Annotated in this window: 14 protein-coding genes; 11 read left to right on the top strand and 3 right to left on the bottom strand. The window is 66.4% G+C overall.

What is annotated here, in order from left to right; translation table 11 throughout:
* Positions 1-59: 59 nt before the first annotated feature.
* Entirely contained in the window at positions 60-884 is an 825-nt protein-coding gene (panB, locus tag G4G71_RS13925; protein ID WP_169938461.1) for a 3-methyl-2-oxobutanoate hydroxymethyltransferase, read from the bottom strand.
* A gap of 86 nt (positions 885-970) precedes the next feature.
* Here panB and G4G71_RS13920 point away from each other — a divergent pair, with 86 nt between their 5' ends.
* From G4G71_RS13920 to G4G71_RS13895, 6 genes are all read left to right on the top strand, one after another.
* Positions 971-1,765, top strand: coding sequence for an AraC family transcriptional regulator (locus tag G4G71_RS13920; RefSeq protein WP_169938459.1), 795 nt, complete (start codon positions 971-973; stop codon positions 1,763-1,765).
* Positions 1,766-1,874: 109 nt separating this feature from the next.
* Entirely contained in the window at positions 1,875-4,187 is a 2,313-nt protein-coding gene (gene metE / locus G4G71_RS13915) for a 5-methyltetrahydropteroyltriglutamate--homocysteine S-methyltransferase (RefSeq protein WP_169938457.1), read from the top strand.
* Between the two features lie 179 nt (positions 4,188-4,366).
* Positions 4,367-5,131 (top strand): precorrin-6A synthase (deacetylating), encoded by a 765-nt coding sequence (gene cobF / locus G4G71_RS13910; RefSeq protein ID WP_169938455.1) that lies wholly within the window; start codon positions 4,367-4,369, stop codon positions 5,129-5,131.
* 121 nt (positions 5,132-5,252) lie between these two features.
* A complete protein-coding gene (locus G4G71_RS13905; protein WP_169938453.1) occupies positions 5,253-5,819 on the top strand; it encodes a cysteine dioxygenase family protein in 567 nt (188 codons plus the stop codon).
* 114 nt (positions 5,820-5,933) lie between these two features.
* Complete coding sequence (locus G4G71_RS13900) at positions 5,934-7,058, top strand: response regulator (RefSeq protein WP_169938451.1); 1,125 nt, start codon at positions 5,934-5,936, stop codon at positions 7,056-7,058.
* 46 nt (positions 7,059-7,104) lie between these two features.
* On the top strand, positions 7,105-11,073 hold the full coding sequence (locus G4G71_RS13895) for a response regulator (RefSeq protein WP_169938449.1): 3,969 nt from the start codon (positions 7,105-7,107) through the stop codon (positions 11,071-11,073).
* Between the two features lie 34 nt (positions 11,074-11,107).
* Here G4G71_RS13895 and G4G71_RS13890 read toward each other — a convergent pair whose 3' ends face one another.
* Complete coding sequence (locus G4G71_RS13890) at positions 11,108-11,884, bottom strand: IclR family transcriptional regulator (RefSeq protein WP_169938447.1); 777 nt, start codon at positions 11,882-11,884, stop codon at positions 11,108-11,110.
* Between the two features lie 177 nt (positions 11,885-12,061).
* Between G4G71_RS13890 and G4G71_RS13885 the strand changes: the two genes are divergently transcribed.
* From G4G71_RS13885 to G4G71_RS13870, 4 genes are all read left to right on the top strand, one after another.
* On the top strand, positions 12,062-12,820 hold the full coding sequence (locus tag G4G71_RS13885; RefSeq protein ID WP_054907100.1) for an ABC transporter substrate-binding protein: 759 nt from the start codon (positions 12,062-12,064) through the stop codon (positions 12,818-12,820).
* Positions 12,821-12,892: 72 nt separating this feature from the next.
* Positions 12,893-13,549 (top strand): amino acid ABC transporter permease, encoded by a 657-nt coding sequence (locus G4G71_RS13880; RefSeq protein WP_038803618.1) that lies wholly within the window; start codon positions 12,893-12,895, stop codon positions 13,547-13,549.
* Positions 13,546-14,289: an amino acid ABC transporter ATP-binding protein gene (locus G4G71_RS13875; RefSeq protein WP_169938445.1), complete on the top strand. Its 744-nt coding sequence runs from the start codon at positions 13,546-13,548 to the stop codon at positions 14,287-14,289. Before G4G71_RS13880 ends, G4G71_RS13875 begins: the two co-directional genes overlap by 4 nt.
* Positions 14,286-15,572, top strand: coding sequence for an NAD(P)/FAD-dependent oxidoreductase (locus G4G71_RS13870; RefSeq protein ID WP_169938443.1), 1,287 nt, complete (start codon positions 14,286-14,288; stop codon positions 15,570-15,572). Before G4G71_RS13875 ends, G4G71_RS13870 begins: the two co-directional genes overlap by 4 nt.
* A gap of 23 nt (positions 15,573-15,595) precedes the next feature.
* Here G4G71_RS13870 and G4G71_RS13865 read toward each other — a convergent pair whose 3' ends face one another.
* Positions 15,596-16,369, bottom strand: coding sequence for an AraC family transcriptional regulator (locus tag G4G71_RS13865; protein WP_038803620.1), 774 nt, complete (start codon positions 16,367-16,369; stop codon positions 15,596-15,598).
* Positions 16,370-16,590: 221 nt separating this feature from the next.
* Here G4G71_RS13865 and G4G71_RS13860 point away from each other — a divergent pair, with 221 nt between their 5' ends.
* Positions 16,591-17,685, top strand: coding sequence for a polyamine ABC transporter substrate-binding protein (locus tag G4G71_RS13860; protein WP_169938441.1), 1,095 nt, complete (start codon positions 16,591-16,593; stop codon positions 17,683-17,685).
* The last annotated feature ends 29 nt before the right edge of the window (positions 17,686-17,714 follow it).

Raw genomic sequence — 17,714 nt, 5'->3', positions numbered from 1 at the left:
CCTGCGGGAACGGGTCACCGCCGTGATCCGACCGCAGGGACGAGACCCGCTCCCAGGCATCAATCCTTCGCCATCCCGAAGCAATGCCGCGCCTGCGGGAACTGCCGCTCGCGCACCTCGCGGGCAAAGCGTTGCGCCGCCGCCGAGATCAGCTCGTCCACCCGCACATACTGCTGCGCGAAGCGTGGGATCTGCTCGCCGGAAAGCCCCAGCATGTCCTCGCTCACCAGCACCTGCCCGGCGCAGGCAGGGGACGCGCCGATACCGATCACCGGGATCTCCAGCCGCTCGCAGACCTGTCGCGCCAACGGTTCCAGCACGCCTTCGAGCACCACGCTGAACGCCCCGGCGGATGCCACCGCTTCGGCATCGCGCAGCACCCGAGCCGCACCGGCTTCTTCCTTGCCCTGCACCTTGAAGCCGCCCAGGGCATTGACCTTCTGCGGCATCAGGCCGATATGCGCCATCACCGGAATGCCACGCTCAACCAGGAAGGCGATGGTCTCGGCCATTTCCGCGCCGCCCTCCAGCTTCACGGCCTGCGCGCCGCCTTCCGCAAGCACCCGCGCGGCGGCCAGGAAGGCCTGCTGCGGCGAGGCCTGGTAACTGGCGAAAGGCAGGTCCACCACCACGCAGGCGCGTTGCGAGCCACGGGCCACCGCGGCGCCATGGGCAATCATGGTGTCCAGGCTGACGGCCAGCGTGTCCGGCAGGCCGTAGAGCACCATGCCCAGTGAATCACCCACCAGCAGTACGTCAACGTGCGGGTCGAGCAAACGCGCCATGGGGGCCGAGTAGGCCGTCAGCACGACGAGGCTGCCGGGCTCGCGGCGTTGACGAACCTCCTGGGTGGACAGGCGTTGTTGCGGGCGATGGCTGCTCATGCGGTTTCCTCTTCACGGGCTGATATTGATCGGGGAAGACGCTACCATCGGCGTCAAGTGGCCCACTTCCGTGAGAGAGACAAGCTATGCCGTCAACGGGACAGGATCCTCTGGCGCTTCCCGGCTTCGCCGCCCTGCCCCGGCCTGTCTGGCTGCGCGCCTTCGACATGCCGGCTGGCCACAGCGTGGAGCCGCATACCCATCCCTGGGGCCAGTTGATGTATGCCGCCAGCGGAGTGCTGGAGGCCAGCACCGAGCAGCACGCCTGCCTCATCCCGCCCCGGCGCGCCATGTGGCTGCCAGCGGGGGTGACGCACAGTGTACGAGCACGCACCGCCGTGGTGTTCCGCAGTTTCTACCTGGCCCCGGAGATCGCCGCCGGGCTGGGACCGTGCCGCGTCGTGGAGATTTCGCCACTGCTGGACAACCTCATCCAGCGCGCCAGCGAATTCGCCAGTGACTACCCCGACGATGGGCCGGAAGCCCGGCTGATGCAGGTGCTGGTGGATGAGCTGCACAATGCGCCGGACTCCGGCCTGGACCTGCCGTTGCCGCGCGATGCCCGCCTGCGGCGGGTCACCGATCACCTGCAGGAACACCCCGGCGAGCGGCTGGGAATAGAAGACTGGGCACAGCGCGTCGGCGCCTCGCGGCGCACCCTGGCGCGGCTGTTCCGCGACGAGACCGGGCTGTCGTTCCGCGAGTGGCGCGAGCGGGTACGGCTGCTCGCGGCGCTACCTCGCCTGGAGCGCGGCGAGTCGGTCACGCTGATCGCAGGCGAGCTGGGCTATGAATCCACCTCGGCCTTCATCGAACTGTTTCAGCGCCAACTGAGGACCTCGCCCGGTGCCCTGGCGCGGCAGATGCGTGCGGGAAGCTGATACGAGCAAACATGAATATTTCTTGTGTTCATCACGAGAACATTGAGTTTGTCTCATGAAGGCGCGCCACGGAGAATTTCCCCATCGTTGATTCACTGGAGAGATTCACATGGCGTTGGCACACAACCTCGGCTTCCCCCGCATCGGCCGCGACCGCGAGCTGAAGAAGGCGCAGGAAGCCTTCTGGAAAGGCGAGCTGGACGAAGCCGGCCTGCGCGCCGTCGGCCGCGAACTGCGCGCCGCCCACTGGCAGGTGCAGAAGAACGCCGGGATCGAGTTGCTGCCGGTGGGCGACTTCGCCTGGTACGACCAGGTCCTGACCCACTCGCTGACCTTCGGCGTGATTCCCGAGCGCTTCCGCGACCATGGCGACGCCAAGCCGTCCCTGCAGACCCTGTTCGCCATGGCGCGGGGCGCCAGCACGGGGTGCTGTGGCGCCCATGCGCAACCCCTTCTTGCGCAGGAGCTCACCAAGTGGTTCGACACCAACTATCACTACCTCGTCCCCGAGCTCACCGCTGACCAGCATTTCGAGCTGAGCTGGGAGCAACTGTTCGAGGAAGTGGAAGAGGCCCATGCCCTCGGTCACGCCGTAAAGCCCGTGGTAATCGGCCCGCTGACCTATCTCTGGCTGAGCAAGACCAAGGGCAGCGACTTCGACAAGCTCGACCTCGTCGAGCGCCTGCTGCCGCTCTACGGCCAGATCTTCCGCCGCCTTGCCGCGCAAGGCGTGGAGTGGGTGCAGATCGACGAGCCGATCCTCGCCCTCGACCTGCCGCAAGCCTGGAAGAACGCCTTCGAGCGCACCTACAACCTGCTGCAGAGCGAGCCGCTGAAGAAGCTGGTGGCCACCTACTTCGGCGGCCTGGACGACAACCTGGGGCTGGCCGCCGGCCTGCCGGTGGATGGCCTGCACCTCGATCTGGTGCGCGCTCCCGAGCAGTTCCCGACCATCCTCGACCGCCTGCCGGCCTACAAGATTCTCTCCCTCGGCGTGGTCAACGGCCGCAATGTCTGGCGCTGCGACCTGGAGAAAAGCCTGGAGGTACTGCGCTACGCCCATGAGCGTGTCGGCGAACGCCTGTGGGTCGCGCCGTCCTGCTCGCTGCTGCACAGCCCGGTGGACCTGGAGCGCGAGGACAAGCTGGATACCGAGCTGAAGAGCTGGCTGGCCTTTGCCGTGCAGAAGTGCGCCGAAGTTGCCCTGCTCGCCCGCGCCGTCAATGAACCTCAGGCGCCGGATATCCTTGCCGCCCTGGAGCAGAGCCGCGCCGTGCAAGCCAGCCGGGCCGCCTCGCCGCGCATCCACAAGCCGCAGGTGAAGGCCCGCCTGGCCGCTGTGAAAGCCGCCGACAGCCAGCGCCAGTCGCCCTTTGCCCAGCGCATCGTCAAGCAGCGCGCCGGCCTGGACCTGCCGGACTTCCCCACCACCACCATCGGCTCGTTCCCGCAGACCGCCTCCATTCGCCTCGCGCGGCAGGCGTTCAGGCAGGGCAAACTGAGCAGCGCCGACTACACCGAGGCGATGCACAGCGAAATCCGCCATGCCGTGGAGATCCAGGAAAATCTGGGCCTGGACGTGCTGGTACACGGCGAGGCCGAGCGCAACGACATGGTCGAGTACTTTGCCGAGCAACTCGACGGCTACCTCTTCACCCGCTTCGGCTGGGTACAGAGCTACGGCTCGCGCTGCGTGAAGCCGGCCGTGATCTTCGGCGACCTCAGCCGCCCGCAACCGATGACCGTGGAGTGGATCCGGTACGCCCAGAGCCTCACCGCGAAGGTCATGAAAGGCATGCTGACCGGCCCGGTGACCATGCTGATGTGGTCCTTCCCGCGCGAGGATATCGCTCGCGAGGAGCAGGCACGCCAGTTGGCCCTGGCGATCCGTGACGAAGTGGTCGACCTGGAGGCCGCCGGCATCCGCATCGTGCAGATCGACGAAGCCGCGTTCCGCGAAGGCCTGCCACTGCGCCGCAATGACTGGGGCGGCTACCTGGCCTGGGCCACCGAAGCCTTCCGCCTGTGCGCCTCGGGCGTGCGCGATGAAACGCAGATACACACCCACATGTGCTACAGCGAGTTCAACGACGTGATCGAGTCCATCGCCGCCATGGACGCAGATGTGATCACCATCGAGACCTCGCGCTCGGACATGGAGCTGCTGGACGCCTTCGAGAAGTTCGAATACCCCAACGAGATCGGCCCGGGCGTCTATGACATCCACTCGCCGCTCGTACCGGGCAAGGACGAGATGGTCAAGCTGCTGCGCAAGGCGGCGCAGCGCATCCCTGCAGAACGCCTGTGGGTCAACCCGGACTGCGGCCTGAAGACCCGCGCCTGGCCGGAGACGGAAGCGGCCCTGGTGAACATGGTCGCCGCGGCCCGCGAGCTGCGCAGGGACGTGGCGTTGCTGGGCTGAACGCGGGTCGATGACGCCCCGTAGGGCGCATAACGCTCCAGGCGTTATCCGCCACGGCGGATAACCCGTGCCGGGTTATGCGCCCTACGTTGCGGCTACTGCGTCGATCCGACAGATGAGCACGTCGCCGGACAGGCGTAGTCTTGAAGCCCTTCGATCCACGGCACGCAGGACCAGACATGAAGCAGCTGCTCATCATCGGCATCGGCGCAGGCGACCCCGAGTACCTCACCGTCCAGGCCATCAACGCGATGAACCGCGCGGACGTGTTCTTCCTCATGGACAAGGGCGCGAGCAAGGACAAGCTGAACCGGCTGCGCCGGGACATCCTGCAGCGCTACGTCAACCACTCCGACTACCGCATCGTCGAGGCCGACAGCCCCGAGCGCGTGCGCGAAGGCGACTACACCGGGCAGGTGCGCGACCTCAACCACGCCAAGCAGCAGGTTTTCGAGCGGCTGATCAACGATGAACTGCCGGACGGCCAGTGTGGCGCCTTCCTCGTCTGGGGCGACCCGTCGCTGTACGACAGCACCCTGCGCATCCTCGACGCGATCCTGCGCCAGGGGCGCGTGCAGTTCGACTACGAGGTCATCCCCGGCATCACCAGCGTGCAGGCCCTAGCCGCGCGCCACCGGGTACCGCTCAATGCCATCGGCCAGTCGGTGCAGATCACCACCGGTCGGCGCCTGGCCGAAGGTTTCCCGGACAACGCAGAGAGTGTCGTGGTGATGCTCGACGCCGAGGACACCTACCGCCAGCTGGCGGACCCGCAGCTGGAAATCTACTGGGGCGCCTACGTCGGCACGCCCGATGAAATCCTCCGCAGCGGCCGGCTCGTCGAGGTTGGCGAAGACATCCAGCGCACCCGCTGCGACGCCCGCGAGGCCAACGGCTGGATCATGGACACCTACCTGCTGCGGCGCGCGCCGAAGGGCGACTGAGCCCCCACGCTGGGCGGACAACCCGTGCCGGGTTTTGCGCCCGACGGTTCCGAGCAGGCTCGGCAAAAGCGGCTAGAGTGATTTCCGTTGTGTCGCCAACACCCGCCGGAGCGCACCGCTCATGCCCCATGCCACCCTCTCCCGCTTCATCGACCACGCCACCCGCCTGAACCGCGAGGAATCCGAGCCCTGCCAGTGCGTGGCCTCGCTGGCGCCCTTCATGATGGAACTGCTCGCCAATGCCGGCGACTTCCTCGAAGCGCACCACTTCCAGAGCGACCCGGCCCACTATGCGCGCAACCTGATCTACCAGTCGCCGGACGATAACCTGTCGCTCTACGCCCTGGTCTGGTCTCCGGGCCAGTGGACGCCGGTTCACGACCACGGCAGCTGGGGAGTAGTCGGCATTGTCGAGGGTGTACTGGAGGAGCGCAGCTACGTCTGCCTCTCGGCCGACCGCTCGCGCGACGACGGCATCGAACTGGTCAAGGGCGGCATGATCCTGCTGCCACCGGGTGCGGTGACCAGCTTCGTGCCCAACCCCGACCACATCCACGTCACCGGAGTCCCGGCCGACCGCCCGCGGGCAGTCAGCCTGCACCTGTACGGACGGATGATGAACAACTACCACATCTACGATGTCGAGGCCGGCACACGGCACTTCGTCGAGGTCGAGCACAACGGCTGAGCGGACTGCCGGATCGATCGCCGATTGGCCGAGAGGCCCGCACGGCGCGGTCTATACTCAATCGACGCGCAGAAGGAATTGCTCTGGCGCGCCCCTTTCAGCGGAGGATGGTCAATGAATGCGCCTGCTCCCGTTGTTCGTCCGACAGTCCTGATCGTCGACGATGCCCCCGAAAACCTGACGCTCCTCTCCGAGCTGCTCAAGTTGCTGTACCGCGTCAAGGCCGCCCGCACGGGCGAGAAGGCGCTGCAGATCGCCCGTTCCGAGGAACCGCCGGACATTATCCTGCTGGACGTGATGATGCCCGGCATGAACGGTTTCGAAGTCTGCCGGCGCCTGCGCGAAGACCCACGGACGTGCCATATCCCGGTGATCTTCATCACCGCCCAGGGCACCGCCGACAACGAAATTCGCGGTCTGGAACTTGGCGCGGTGGACTACCTGACCAAGCCGATCAACCCACCGACCGTGCTGATGCGCGTGGACAACCAGTTGCGCATCAAGGCCGCCGGCGACTTCCTGCGTGACCAGAACGAGTTCCTCGAACAGGAAGTCCAGCGTCGCACCCGCGAGCTGGCTGCCATCCAGGATGTGACCATCCTCGCCATGGCCTCCCTGGCGGAAACCCGCGACAACGAGACCGGCAACCACATTCGCCGCACCCAGCATTACATCAGCGCGCTGGCCGAGCACCTGCAGCAGCACCCACGCTTTGCCGCCGAGCTGGATGAGGCGACCCGCCAGCTGCTGTTCAAGTCGGCGCCGCTGCACGACATCGGCAAGGTCGGCATCCCGGACCATATCCTGCTCAAGCCGGGCCGGCTCACCAGCGAAGAGTTCGACGTCATGAAGACGCACACCACGCTGGGGCTCGATGCCCTGGAGAAGGCCGAGGAGCGCCTGGGCATGGACGTGCCCTTCCTGCGCCTGGCCAAGCAGATCGCCTACGGCCACCACGAGAAGTGGGATGGCTCGGGCTATCCGCTGGGCCTGGTCGGCGACGCGATTCCCTTGTCGGCAAGGCTGATGGCGGTGGCCGATGTCTACGATGCGCTGATCAGTCGCCGTATCTACAAGAACGCCATGCCCCACGAGGCAGCCGTGGAGTACATCCACGGCCAGCGCGGCCAGCATTTCGATCCCGACGTGGTCGATGCCTTCCTCGCCCTGCAGGACGAGTTCCGCAGCATCGCCGGACGCTTCGCAGACACCGAAACTCCCCCACGCGCGGTCGGCTGATTTCCTTCCTCATCGATCCAGGGCAGACCCGCCAGGAGGCGGCCCGATGGTGACCCCACTCGGTTTTCTACAGCGGCTGAAGCTGAGGACCCGGCTGGTGATCGGGTTTGGCGGCATCCTGCTGTTCGCCCTGTTCATCGGCTTGTACAGCCTCTACGTCCAGCGCGAGCAGAACCAGCGGATCACCCAGATCTACGAGAAGGAGATGCTCGGCCTCTCGCATATCGATGCTGCCCGTGTTGCGCTGGCAAGCATCGGCAGGAACGTACGCCAGGCAGTGCTGGCCGCGGACGCGGGCGCGCGGGAGCAGGCCCTGGAGCAACTCAAGGAAGCCAAGGCAACCCTGCGCGAGGAAATCGAACAGGCACGCCCGCTGATCTATCGCTCCCTGGCCCAGGAAGACCTGACTCGCTTCGAAGTCGCCTACGAGGAGTATCAGGGCCAGGTCGAACGGGTACTGCAACTCAATGACCAGCCCGCCAGCGCGGGCCGTTCGACCGATCTGGCAGCCATCGCCCTGCTGTCCTCCACCCAGTTGCAACGGCCGGGCGAGGTGGCCAACCAGGCCCTGGCCGGAGTGGCGCAGATCAAGCGCGCCGGGGCGGACCTGGAGGTCAATCGCGCCTCCGAGCACTTTCGCCGCAGCGTCGAACTGACCTTCTGGCTCCTCGCCCTGTGCGTGGGCGGCGGCTTCCTGTTCGGCATCCTCATCAGCCTTTCCATTCGCCGTCCGGCCGATCGGCTCCGGCTCTCGGTCGACGCGCTGAGCAAGGGCGAACTGGACACGGAAGTGCCCTTCCAGGACTACCCCAACGAAATCGGTGAAATGGCCAGGGCGATCACCGCCCTGCAGTCCGAAGCCAGACAAATGGCCGACCAGCGCTGGGTAAAGACCCAGGTCGCCTCGCTCAGCAGCGCCATGCAGTCCGTCGCCGGCTCCCGCGAGCTGGGCGACCGCACCCTGGAGGCGCTGGCACCCCTGCTGGCGTTACGGCGCGCCTGCGTGCATGTCCACGAGGAGGAAAGCGCCGAACTCGTCCTGCTGGGCAGCTACGCCGCGCACGGGAACCTGCCGCTGCGCGTTGCCGTGGGGCAGGAACTGATCGGCCAGTGCGCGAAGCGGCGCGAGGCGATCCATCTGCGCCGGGATGCGGCCACCCAGGAAGCTGATTTCGCACCGCCGCTGTTCGTCGACGTGCTGCCGCTGATCCACGGTGAACGGCTGGTCGGCGTGCTGACGCTGGAAAGCCTGGAGGTCATCGAGCACAGCCGCAAAAGCCTCCTCGAGGAAGTCGTCCCACTGCTCGCGATGAACCTGGAAATCCTCGAACGCACGTTACGCACCGAGCAACTGCTGGCGGAAACCCTGACCCAGGCCGACTTGATGGAGCAGCAGTCCCTCGCGCTGCAGGAAAGCGAAAAGCGCCTGCAGTACATCCTCGATTGCAGCCCGGTCAGCGTCGCCATCTCGACCCGGGACCATCTGCACCTGGCCAACCCCGCCTTCATCGAGACCTTCGGACTCAAGGTCGGCGACGCCACCTCCGGGCTGTACGTCGAGCAGGCGGACCGCGAGGCGGTCTGGAGCGCGATGCAGGCCGGAGAGCGAATGGTTGAGCGCGAGATGCGACTGCGCGACCGCCACGGTAGCGAGCGGGACATCCTCGCGACCTTCCTGCCCATTCATCACCTGGACGAGTTCGCCGTGCTGGGCTGGTTGTACGACATCACCCAGCGCAAGCAGGCCGAGCAGCAGACCCACCGCGCCAGGGAGCTGGCCGAGGAAGCGACACGGGCCAAGAGCGAGTTCCTGGCCAACATGAGCCATGAGATCCGCACGCCGATGAACGTGATCATCGGCATGAGCAGCCTCGCACTCAAGAGTGGGCTGAACGCCCGGCAGCACAACTACGTGCAGAAGGTGAACCGTTCCGCCGAAGGGCTGCTCGGCATCATCAACGATATCCTCGATTTCTCGAAGATCGAGGCCGGGATGATGAACGTGGAGCACGTCGAATTCCGCCTGGAAGACGTGCTCGAACAGTTCTCCGGCCTGGTCGGCTTCAAGGCCGAGGAAAAGTCCCTGGAGCTGCTCTTCCAGCTGAGCCAGGAACTGCCGACCTCGCTGATCGGCGATCCGCTGCGGCTGGGGCAGATCCTGCTGAACCTGGGCAACAACGCGGTGAAGTTCACCGAATGCGGGGAAATCGTCCTCGGCATCGAGCCGGTTGCGCTCGGCGCTCAGGAGGCGGAGCTGCACTTCTGGCTGCGCGATACCGGCATCGGTATGACCGCCGAGCAGAGCGGACGCATGTTCCAGTCCTTCATCCAGGCCGACTCCTCCACCTCGCGCCGCTATGGCGGAACGGGATTGGGGCTGTCGATCTCCCGGAGCCTGGTGGAACTCATGGGCGGAAGCATCTGGGTGGACAGCGAACCGGGCAAGGGCTCCGTCTTCCACTTCCATGCGCACTTCGGCATCCCCTCGACCGCTGCGCCCCGGCGCATGCTGCGGGCGGACGAGCTGCTGGGCGTGCGGGCGCTGGTGGTCGACGACAACGCCTCGGCCCGCGAGATTCTTTCGGGGATGGCGCTGAGCTACGGGCTGGAAGTCGACGTCGCGCGCAACGGCAGTGAAGCACTGGAGTGGATCAGCGAGGCCGAACAGCGGCACTTGCCGTACCAGCTGGTGCTGGTGGACTGGCAGATGCCGGGCATGGACGGTATCGAGGTAGTCGGGCGCCTGCACGATGGCCACTGCGACAATGTCCCGGCAGTGATCATGGTCACCGCCTTCGGCCGCGAAGAAGCACTGGACGCCGCAGCGGAGCGCGGTGTCGAACTGGGCACCGTGCTGACCAAGCCGGTGACGCCCTCCACCCTGCTGGAGTCGATCAACATCGCCCTGGGCAGGCAGAGCTTCGTCGAACCGCGCAGCCGGGAACGGCAGAGCGCCACCGACGATGCCCTGGCCAGCGTGGCCGGCAGCCGGATGTTGCTGGTGGAGGACAACGAGCTGAACCAGGAGCTGGCGATGGAATTGCTGGGCGACGCCGGCATCGAGATCGTGCTCGCCTGCAACGGCCAGGAAGCACTGGACAGGCTGGCCGTCGACCAGCGTTTCGACTGCGTGCTGATGGACTGCCAGATGCCGGTGCTCGATGGCTACGCGGCCACCCGTGCTTTACGCCTGCGTCCGGAGCTGGAACAGCTGCCGATCATCGCCATGACCGCCAACAACATGGCCGGTGACCGCGAGCTGGCATTGGCCGCGGGCATGAACGACCACATCGCCAAACCCATCGACCCGCCTGCGATGTTCCTCACCCTGTCGCGCTGGATAAAACCGCGGCAGCCGGAGGCCGTTGCCGGCGCCCCCGTCGCCGTCGAGCAGGGAGACGGCCAGCTCGCCCTGCCCGGCATCGATACCCGCGCAGGCCTTGCCACCTGCGCCGGCAAGGCCGGGCTCTATGAACGGCTGCTGCGCCGCTTCCACACCAGTTATCAGGGCTTCGTCGACGAGTTCCGCGCCCTGGAGCCGGGCAGCGATCCGCAGGCGCAACGCAGGGCGGCGCATACCCTGCGCGGCGCAGCCGCCAACATTGGCGCCCAGTCGCTGGCCAGGGCGGCCACCGCACTGGAGGACGCCTGCCAGGCGCAAGCCCCACAAGCCTCGATCTCGCGCCTGCTGTTCGATTTGCGGTCAGAGCTGGAGGTGGTGCTGGCCGGTCTCGCACGCCATCTGGTCTCGCCACAGTCGCCCGCGGCCCAGCCTCGCATGGCGGATGCCGAGGCAAGCGCCCTGCTCCGCCGATTGCAGGACGCGCTGTTGCACAGCGATACCAGCGCCGGCGACCTCGTCGGCCGCCTGGAGGGCTTCTATCAGGATCGGTCCAGGGCCGCTCACCTGCAGGAGGTGGCCGCGGCCATCGAAGGCTTCGACTTCGAGCAGGCGCTGGTGCATCTGCAGCGGCTGCTGGATGACGAGCGCTCCAGTCTTCAGGTGCACCCTTGAGGGCGGACCGTCCCGCCCCTGGCCGAGCGGCGCGTCAAAGCGTCCTGATCGAGGTACTGATCGCCCGCGCGCACTCGATGGCCGCCGGTGCCAAGCGGCGCTCGGCGTCCTCGCGAGTCCAGCGGCTGGTAGGCGCCACCACGTGCACCGACGCCACCGGGCGCCCCTGGCTGTTGCGCACCGGCGCGGCCACCGCCATGTCTCCCAGGAACAGTTCCTCGCTGTTGATCGCGTAGCCCTTGCGGCGAATCTCGGCGATCTCGGCGAGGATTTCCTCCAGCGAAGTGCGGGTGTACTGGGTGTGGCTGGACAGGTCGCTGTCCCGCAGCAGCTCCAGCACCTCGTCGTCGCTCAGCGCACTCAGAAAGGCGCGGCCCGAAGCGGTGCAGTACATGGGGATGCGGCTGCCGATGGGCAGGTGGATCGGGATGAATTTCGGTCCCACGAAGCGCGCCACGTAGAGCATGTCGGTGCGCACCGGCTCGGTGAGGTTGGTGGTTTCGCCGGTGGTCTGTGCCAGCTCCGCTAGGAAGGGGTTGGCGACGTCCACCAGGGTGTCGGCGGCGAGGTAGTTGTAGCCGATCTCCATCACCTGCGGGGTCAGCTGGAAGCGCTTGGTCTGCGGGTGCTTGCTGACATACCCCAGCGCTTCGAGCGTGTGGATCATCCGCTGCGCGGAGCTCTTGGTGATGTCGGCGGCCTCCGCCACTTCCGCCAGGTTCATGGTGCGGTTGCGCGCGTTGAACGCACGCAGCACGGCCAGGCCCTTTTCCAGCGACTGGTTGAACAGGCTGTTTTCGTTGTCGCTCATGTCTCGTCCTTGCGAAGGATCAGGTTCTTATTAGACTGTAAATATCGATATGCGATATTTATAAATCTCTTTACGATTTTTGTAAATCATTTATATTGCGGCCAACGCCTCCTGCCGATACTCGAGGCTATCCATAACGCATAAAGACAACAAACCGCGTCAAATGGGAGTTCATCCATGCATCCTCGCCTCCGCGTGTTTTCCTGCGCCCTCGCGCTCGTCGCCAGCTGCGCCGCATCCCTGGCCGCCCAGGCCGAACCTCTGAAAGTCGGCGCCACCGCCACCGGCGTTCCCTTCACCTTCCTCGACGTCAAGACCAACAGCATCCAGGGCATGATGGTCGACTCCGCACAGGCCGTGGCCAAGGCCGGCGGCTTCGAAGTGGAGATCGCCCAGACCACCTTCGCCGCACTGATCCCCTCGCTTACCGCGAAGAAGATCGACCTGATCTCCGCCGCCATGCTGCGCACTCCCGAGCGGGAGAAAGTGGTGCAGTACTCCGACCCGGTGTTCGAGTACGGCGAAGGCCTGGTGGTACGCGCCGACGACGACAAGGCCTACACCAGCATGGATGACTTCAAGGGCGAGATCGTTGGCGCCCAGGTCGGCACCATCTTCATCGACAAGCTCAACCAGCGCGGCATCTTCAAGGAAGTGCGCGGCTACGACTCCCTCGCCGACCTCACCCGCGACCTGGCCCTGGGGCGCATCAAGGCCGGCTTCGGCGACCACCCGATCCTCGCCTACCAGATGGCCAAGGGCAGCCTGAAGAAGGTGCGCCTGGTGGACAGCTACCAGCCGCAGATCAAGGGCGAGGTCTGCCTGATCCTGCGCCAGGGCGACCCGGCTCTGCTCGCCCAGGTGAACAAGGGCATCGCCAGCATCAAGGCCGACGGCACCCTCGCCGGCATCATCGACAAGTGGCACCTGGACTGACGTCCGCCCTTCTCGCGCGCCTCCTGCGCCCGGCCACGGGCGCTCTCTGATTTCCGCTCACGGACACTTCCCATGTTTCTCCAGAATGCTCTGGACTTCCTGCCCATTCTCCTGAGTGGCGCGGTGGTCACCGTGCAGGTCACGATTGCGTCGTTCCTGCTCAGCTCGCTCATCGGCCTGGCCTTCGCCCTGATGATGGTGTCGAAGATTCGCGCCGTGGCGCTGTTCGGCATCTCCGTGGTCAACGTGATCCGCGGCCTGCCGATCATCGTGCAGCTGTTCTACATCTACTTCGTGCTGCCGGACTTCGGCGTGCAGCTCAGCGCCATGCAGGCCGGCATCATCGGCCTGGGCATCGCCTACTCGGCGTACCAGGCGGAGAACTTCCGCGCCGGCATCCAGGCCATCCAGCAGGGGCAGATCGAAGCCGCCGAATCCCTCGGCATGCGCGGCCCGATGATCATGCGCCGGGTCGTGCTGCCGCAGGCCTTCCGCATCGCCCTGCCGCCCTACGGCAACACCCTGGTGATGATGCTCAAGGACTCCTCGCTGGTCTCCACCATCACCGTGGCCGAGATGACCCGCGCCGGCCAGCTGATCGCCTCTTCGACCTTCGAGAACATGACCGTCTACACCCTGGTGGCCCTGCTCTACCTGGCCCTGAGCCTGCCGCTGTCGTACGCCCTGCGCCGCCTCGAAGCGCGCATCGCCACGAGGAAGAAAGCATGATCCGCATCCAGTCGCTGCACAAAAGCTACGGCAGCACCCGCGTCCTCGAAGGCATCGACCTGTCCGTGGAGAGCGGCCAGGTGGTGTGCCTGATCGGCCCGTCCGGCTCGGGCAAGTCCACCCTGCTGCGCTGCATCAACGGCCTGGAGACCTACGAGGGTGGCGACATCCTGGTCGGCCAGGAGCGTGTCGACCGCCACGCCAACTCCATCCACGATATCCGCACCCAGGTGGCGATGGTGTTCCAGCGCTTCAACCTGTTCCCCCACCGCACTGCCCTGCAGAACGTGATGGAAGGCCCGGTGTACGTGAAGAAGGAGCGCCCGGAAGCAGCCCGCGAACACGCTCGCGCCCTGCTGGAAAAAGTCGGCCTGAGCCATCGCATGGATGCCTACCCGGACGAACTCTCCGGCGGCCAGCAGCAGCGCGTCGCCATCGCCCGCGCCCTGGCCATGCGGCCCAAGGCAATCCTCTTCGACGAGCCGACCTCGGCGCTGGACCCGGAGCTGGTGGGTGAAGTGCTGGCGGTGATGCGCAAGCTCGCCGACGAAGGCATGACCATGGTCGTGGTCACCCACGAGATGGGCTTCGCCCGCGAAGTGGCGGACAAGGTGTGCTTCCTCTATGGCGGGCGCATCGTCGAGGAAGGCGCTGCCAAGGACGTGCTCGGCGCGCCGAGCCAGCCGCGCACCCAGGAATTCCTCCGCCGCCTGCTCAACACCGACGGGGGCCAGGCATGAACGCCCAGCCCCTGGCACTGCCGCCCTCGCTCTGGGCGGCCACCGCGAACGCCGGCCCGGCAAACCCGGCACTGGCTGAAGACAAGCAGGTCGACGTCGCCATCGTCGGCGCCGGCTACACCGGGCTGGTCACCGCGCTGCATCTGGCCCGCAATGGCGTGCGCGTCTGCGTGCTGGACGCCGGCGAGCCCGGCTGGGGCGCTTCCGGGCGCAACGGCGGGCAGGTGATTCCCGGCCTCAAGCATGATCCCGACGACCTCCGCCGGATGTTCGGCGGCGACCAGGCCGAGCGCCTGATCGAAGTTGCCGGGGGCGCTGCCGATGAAGTCTTCGAGCTGATCCGCCGCTACGACATCGACTGCGAAGCCACCCGCAAGGGCTGGATTCAACCGGCCGCCTCCCCGGCCGCCCTGCGCGCCATCGAAAAACGCGCCGAGCAGTGGCGCCAGCGCGGCGTGCCGGTGGAGATGCTCGACAAGAGCAGCGCCGCCCAGCGCATCGGCAGCAACGACTACCTCGGCGCCTGGGTCGACCCGCGCGCCGGCAGCGTGCAGCCGCTGAGCTACGTGCGTGGCCTGGCCCGCGCCGCGCTGGCCGAAGGTGCCACGATCCACGGCCACAACCGCGTGACCGGGCTGCGCCGCCACGGCAGCGGCTGGCAGCTCAGCACGTCCACTGGGCACAGCGTGACTGCCGAGCGCGTTGTCCTCGCCACCAACGGTTATACCGACGACCTTTGGCCGAAGCTGCGGCAGACGGTGATCGCCGCCAACAGCTTCATCGTCGCCACCAAACCCCTGCCGGAGAACCTGCGGCGCAGCGTGCTGCCGGGTGGCGAGGTCTGCTCGGATGCGCGCCGCCTGCTGCTGTACTTCAAGCAGGACGCCCGCGGCCGGCTGTTGCTGGGTGGCCGCGGCCCGTTCGCCGAGCCGCGCTCGCCCGGTGATTGGCTGCATCTGAAGCGTTCGCTGCTGGGGCTGTTCCCGCAGCTGGCCGAGGTCGAGTTCGAGTACCAATGGAGTGGCCGCGTGGCGTTGACGCCGGACTTCATGCCGCGGCTGCACGAACCGGCGCCGAACCTGAGCATCCTGCTGGGCTACAACGGTCGCGGCATCGCCATGGCTTCCGCACTGGGTCGCCACCTGGCCGAGCGCCTGCTCGACCGCGAGAAGGACTTCCCCTTCCCGGTCACGCCGGTGCGGCCGATCCCCTTCCACGGGCTGCAGCGCCTCTATCTCGGCGTCGGTATCGCCTGGTACCGGCTGCTCGACGCGGTCCTCTGACCGAGCCCGGCCTGACGCCTGCGTCAGGCCGGGCCTCCCTCCTGCATGGCCGCCAGGTACGCACGCGGCGGCTGCCCGGTGTGCTCGCGGAAGCAACGATAGAACACCGACAGCGAATTGAAGCCCACCGCGAACGCCAGTTCGTCGATGCGCGCCGCCGGCTCCTCGCGCAGGCGCTCCAGCAGGTGGCCGATGCGCGCCTGGTTCAGGTAGCGGTAGAAACTCTGCCCGAGCACCTGGTTGAGCAGGTAGGAAATCTGGTTGCGCGTGTAGCCGGTGGCCCGTGCCAGGCGCTCCAGGTCCATCTCTGGATCGAGATAGGGATGGGCGCTGCCGAAATAGGATTCGATATCCAGCAGCATCTTCCCCACCTGCGCGGAGTTAAGCCCCAGGCGGCGCTGGTCCTTGACGCCCTCCTCGCGCTGCTCGCGCACGGGCGTGGCATACTCATGGACACGCCAGATCAGCCCGTCACGCACGGTGATCGCCTCGCTGGCGCGGAACGAGGCCAGCCGGCTGCTGCGCCGCAGCGTCAGGCGCGAGCGGTACTGGATGAACGCGGTGTCGCCATCGGCACGAATCTGGTCGATATGCTCGATGTGATGCTGCGGGCTGCGCGGCATGGCCGTGCGGATGTATCCGGGCAGTTCGCTGGCGGGGATTTCCAGGTCGTTGTAGAAGTCGCAGTACTGCACCTGCGGATGGAACATCGCCAGCACGCCTTCGACGTCGCGGTTCATCCAGCACTGGTGGTAGCGCGTGACCACCTCGCGGGTGCGCTCGGTTTCTTCATTCATTGTTTTCCCTCCGCCCAGGCCCGCAGCGTAGGGCGCGAGTATCGCGCTGCACAGTGCCGCGGGTCCGCAGCAGCATCGCCGATTCCGCCCGTGCACGGAAGAACGACGCAAAACCACGCCACGCCTAGTTTTCGGCCAGGGCCGAAAACAACAGAACAAGGCCCGATTCCCACCTGCCGATTGCATTGGCGCTGCGCAAGCCGGCGCCCTCAGGAGTGAAGATGAACAAGCGTGCTTTGGGTTGTCTGGCCGGCCTGCTGGCCGGTGCCGCGTTGCCGGTGATGGCAGCGCCGCAAGAGGTGCATTTCGCCAACTGGGCCGACTACATCGGGCCGACCGTGCTGCAGGACTTCCAGAAGGAAACCGGGATCAGGGTGGTGCTCGACGCCTTCGAATCTGACGAAGTGCTGGAAGCCAAGCTGCTCACCGGGCATTCGGGCTTCGACGTGGTAGTGCCCTCGGCGGACTTCCTCGCCCGCCAGCTCAAGGCCGGCGTCTACCGCCCGCTGGACGACGCGCTGCTGCCCAACCGCAAGAACCTCGACCCCGACCTGCTGGCCCGAGTCGCGCTGTCCGACCCCGGCAACCGCTTCGCCGTGCCCTACCTCTGGGGCACCGTCGGCGTGGGCTACAACCCGGCCAAGGTCAAGGCCGCGCTGGGTGCCGACGCGCCGCTGGACTCCTGGGACCTGGTGTTCAAGCCGGAGAACCTCGCCAAGCTCAAGGGCTGCGGCGTGGCCTTCCTCGACTCGCCGGCGAAGATCCTGCCGCTGGCCCTGCACTACCTGGGCAAGGACCCGAACAGCAACAACCCGGCGGACTACGAGGCGGGCGCCAGGCTGCTCGAAAGCCTCAAGCCCTCGGTGACCTACTTCAGCTCGACCAAGTACATCGCCGACCTCGCGAACGGCAACGTCTGCGTGGCCATCGGCTTCTCCGGTGACGTGCTGCAGGCGCAGAAGAGCGCGCAGGAAGCCGGTGGTTCGGTGCAGGTGGAGTACAGCGTGCCGAAGGAAGGCACCAACATCTGGTTCGACAACCTGGCCATCCCCAAGGACGCTCGCAACCCCGAGGGCGCCCACGCGTTCATCAACTACCTGATGCGCCCGGACGTGATCGCCAGGACCAGCGACTACCTGCACTACGCCAACGCCAACGTGCCGGCCAAGGCGCTGATGGAGCAGAAGGTCCGCGAAAACCCGGCGGTCTACCCGAACGCCGAACTGGTCAAGGGCATGTACGTCAGCCTGCCGCCGAGCCCGTCGATCCTGCGCCTGATCACCCGGGACTGGAGCCGGATCAAGTCCGGGGTCTGATTCCCGAGTCCTTCCCTTTACATCAACAG

The organism is Pseudomonas multiresinivorans (assembly GCF_012971725.1).
GTDB classification, from domain to species: domain Bacteria; phylum Pseudomonadota; class Gammaproteobacteria; order Pseudomonadales; family Pseudomonadaceae; genus Pseudomonas; species Pseudomonas multiresinivorans.
This window is presented reverse-complemented; position numbering and strand designations above follow the sequence as displayed.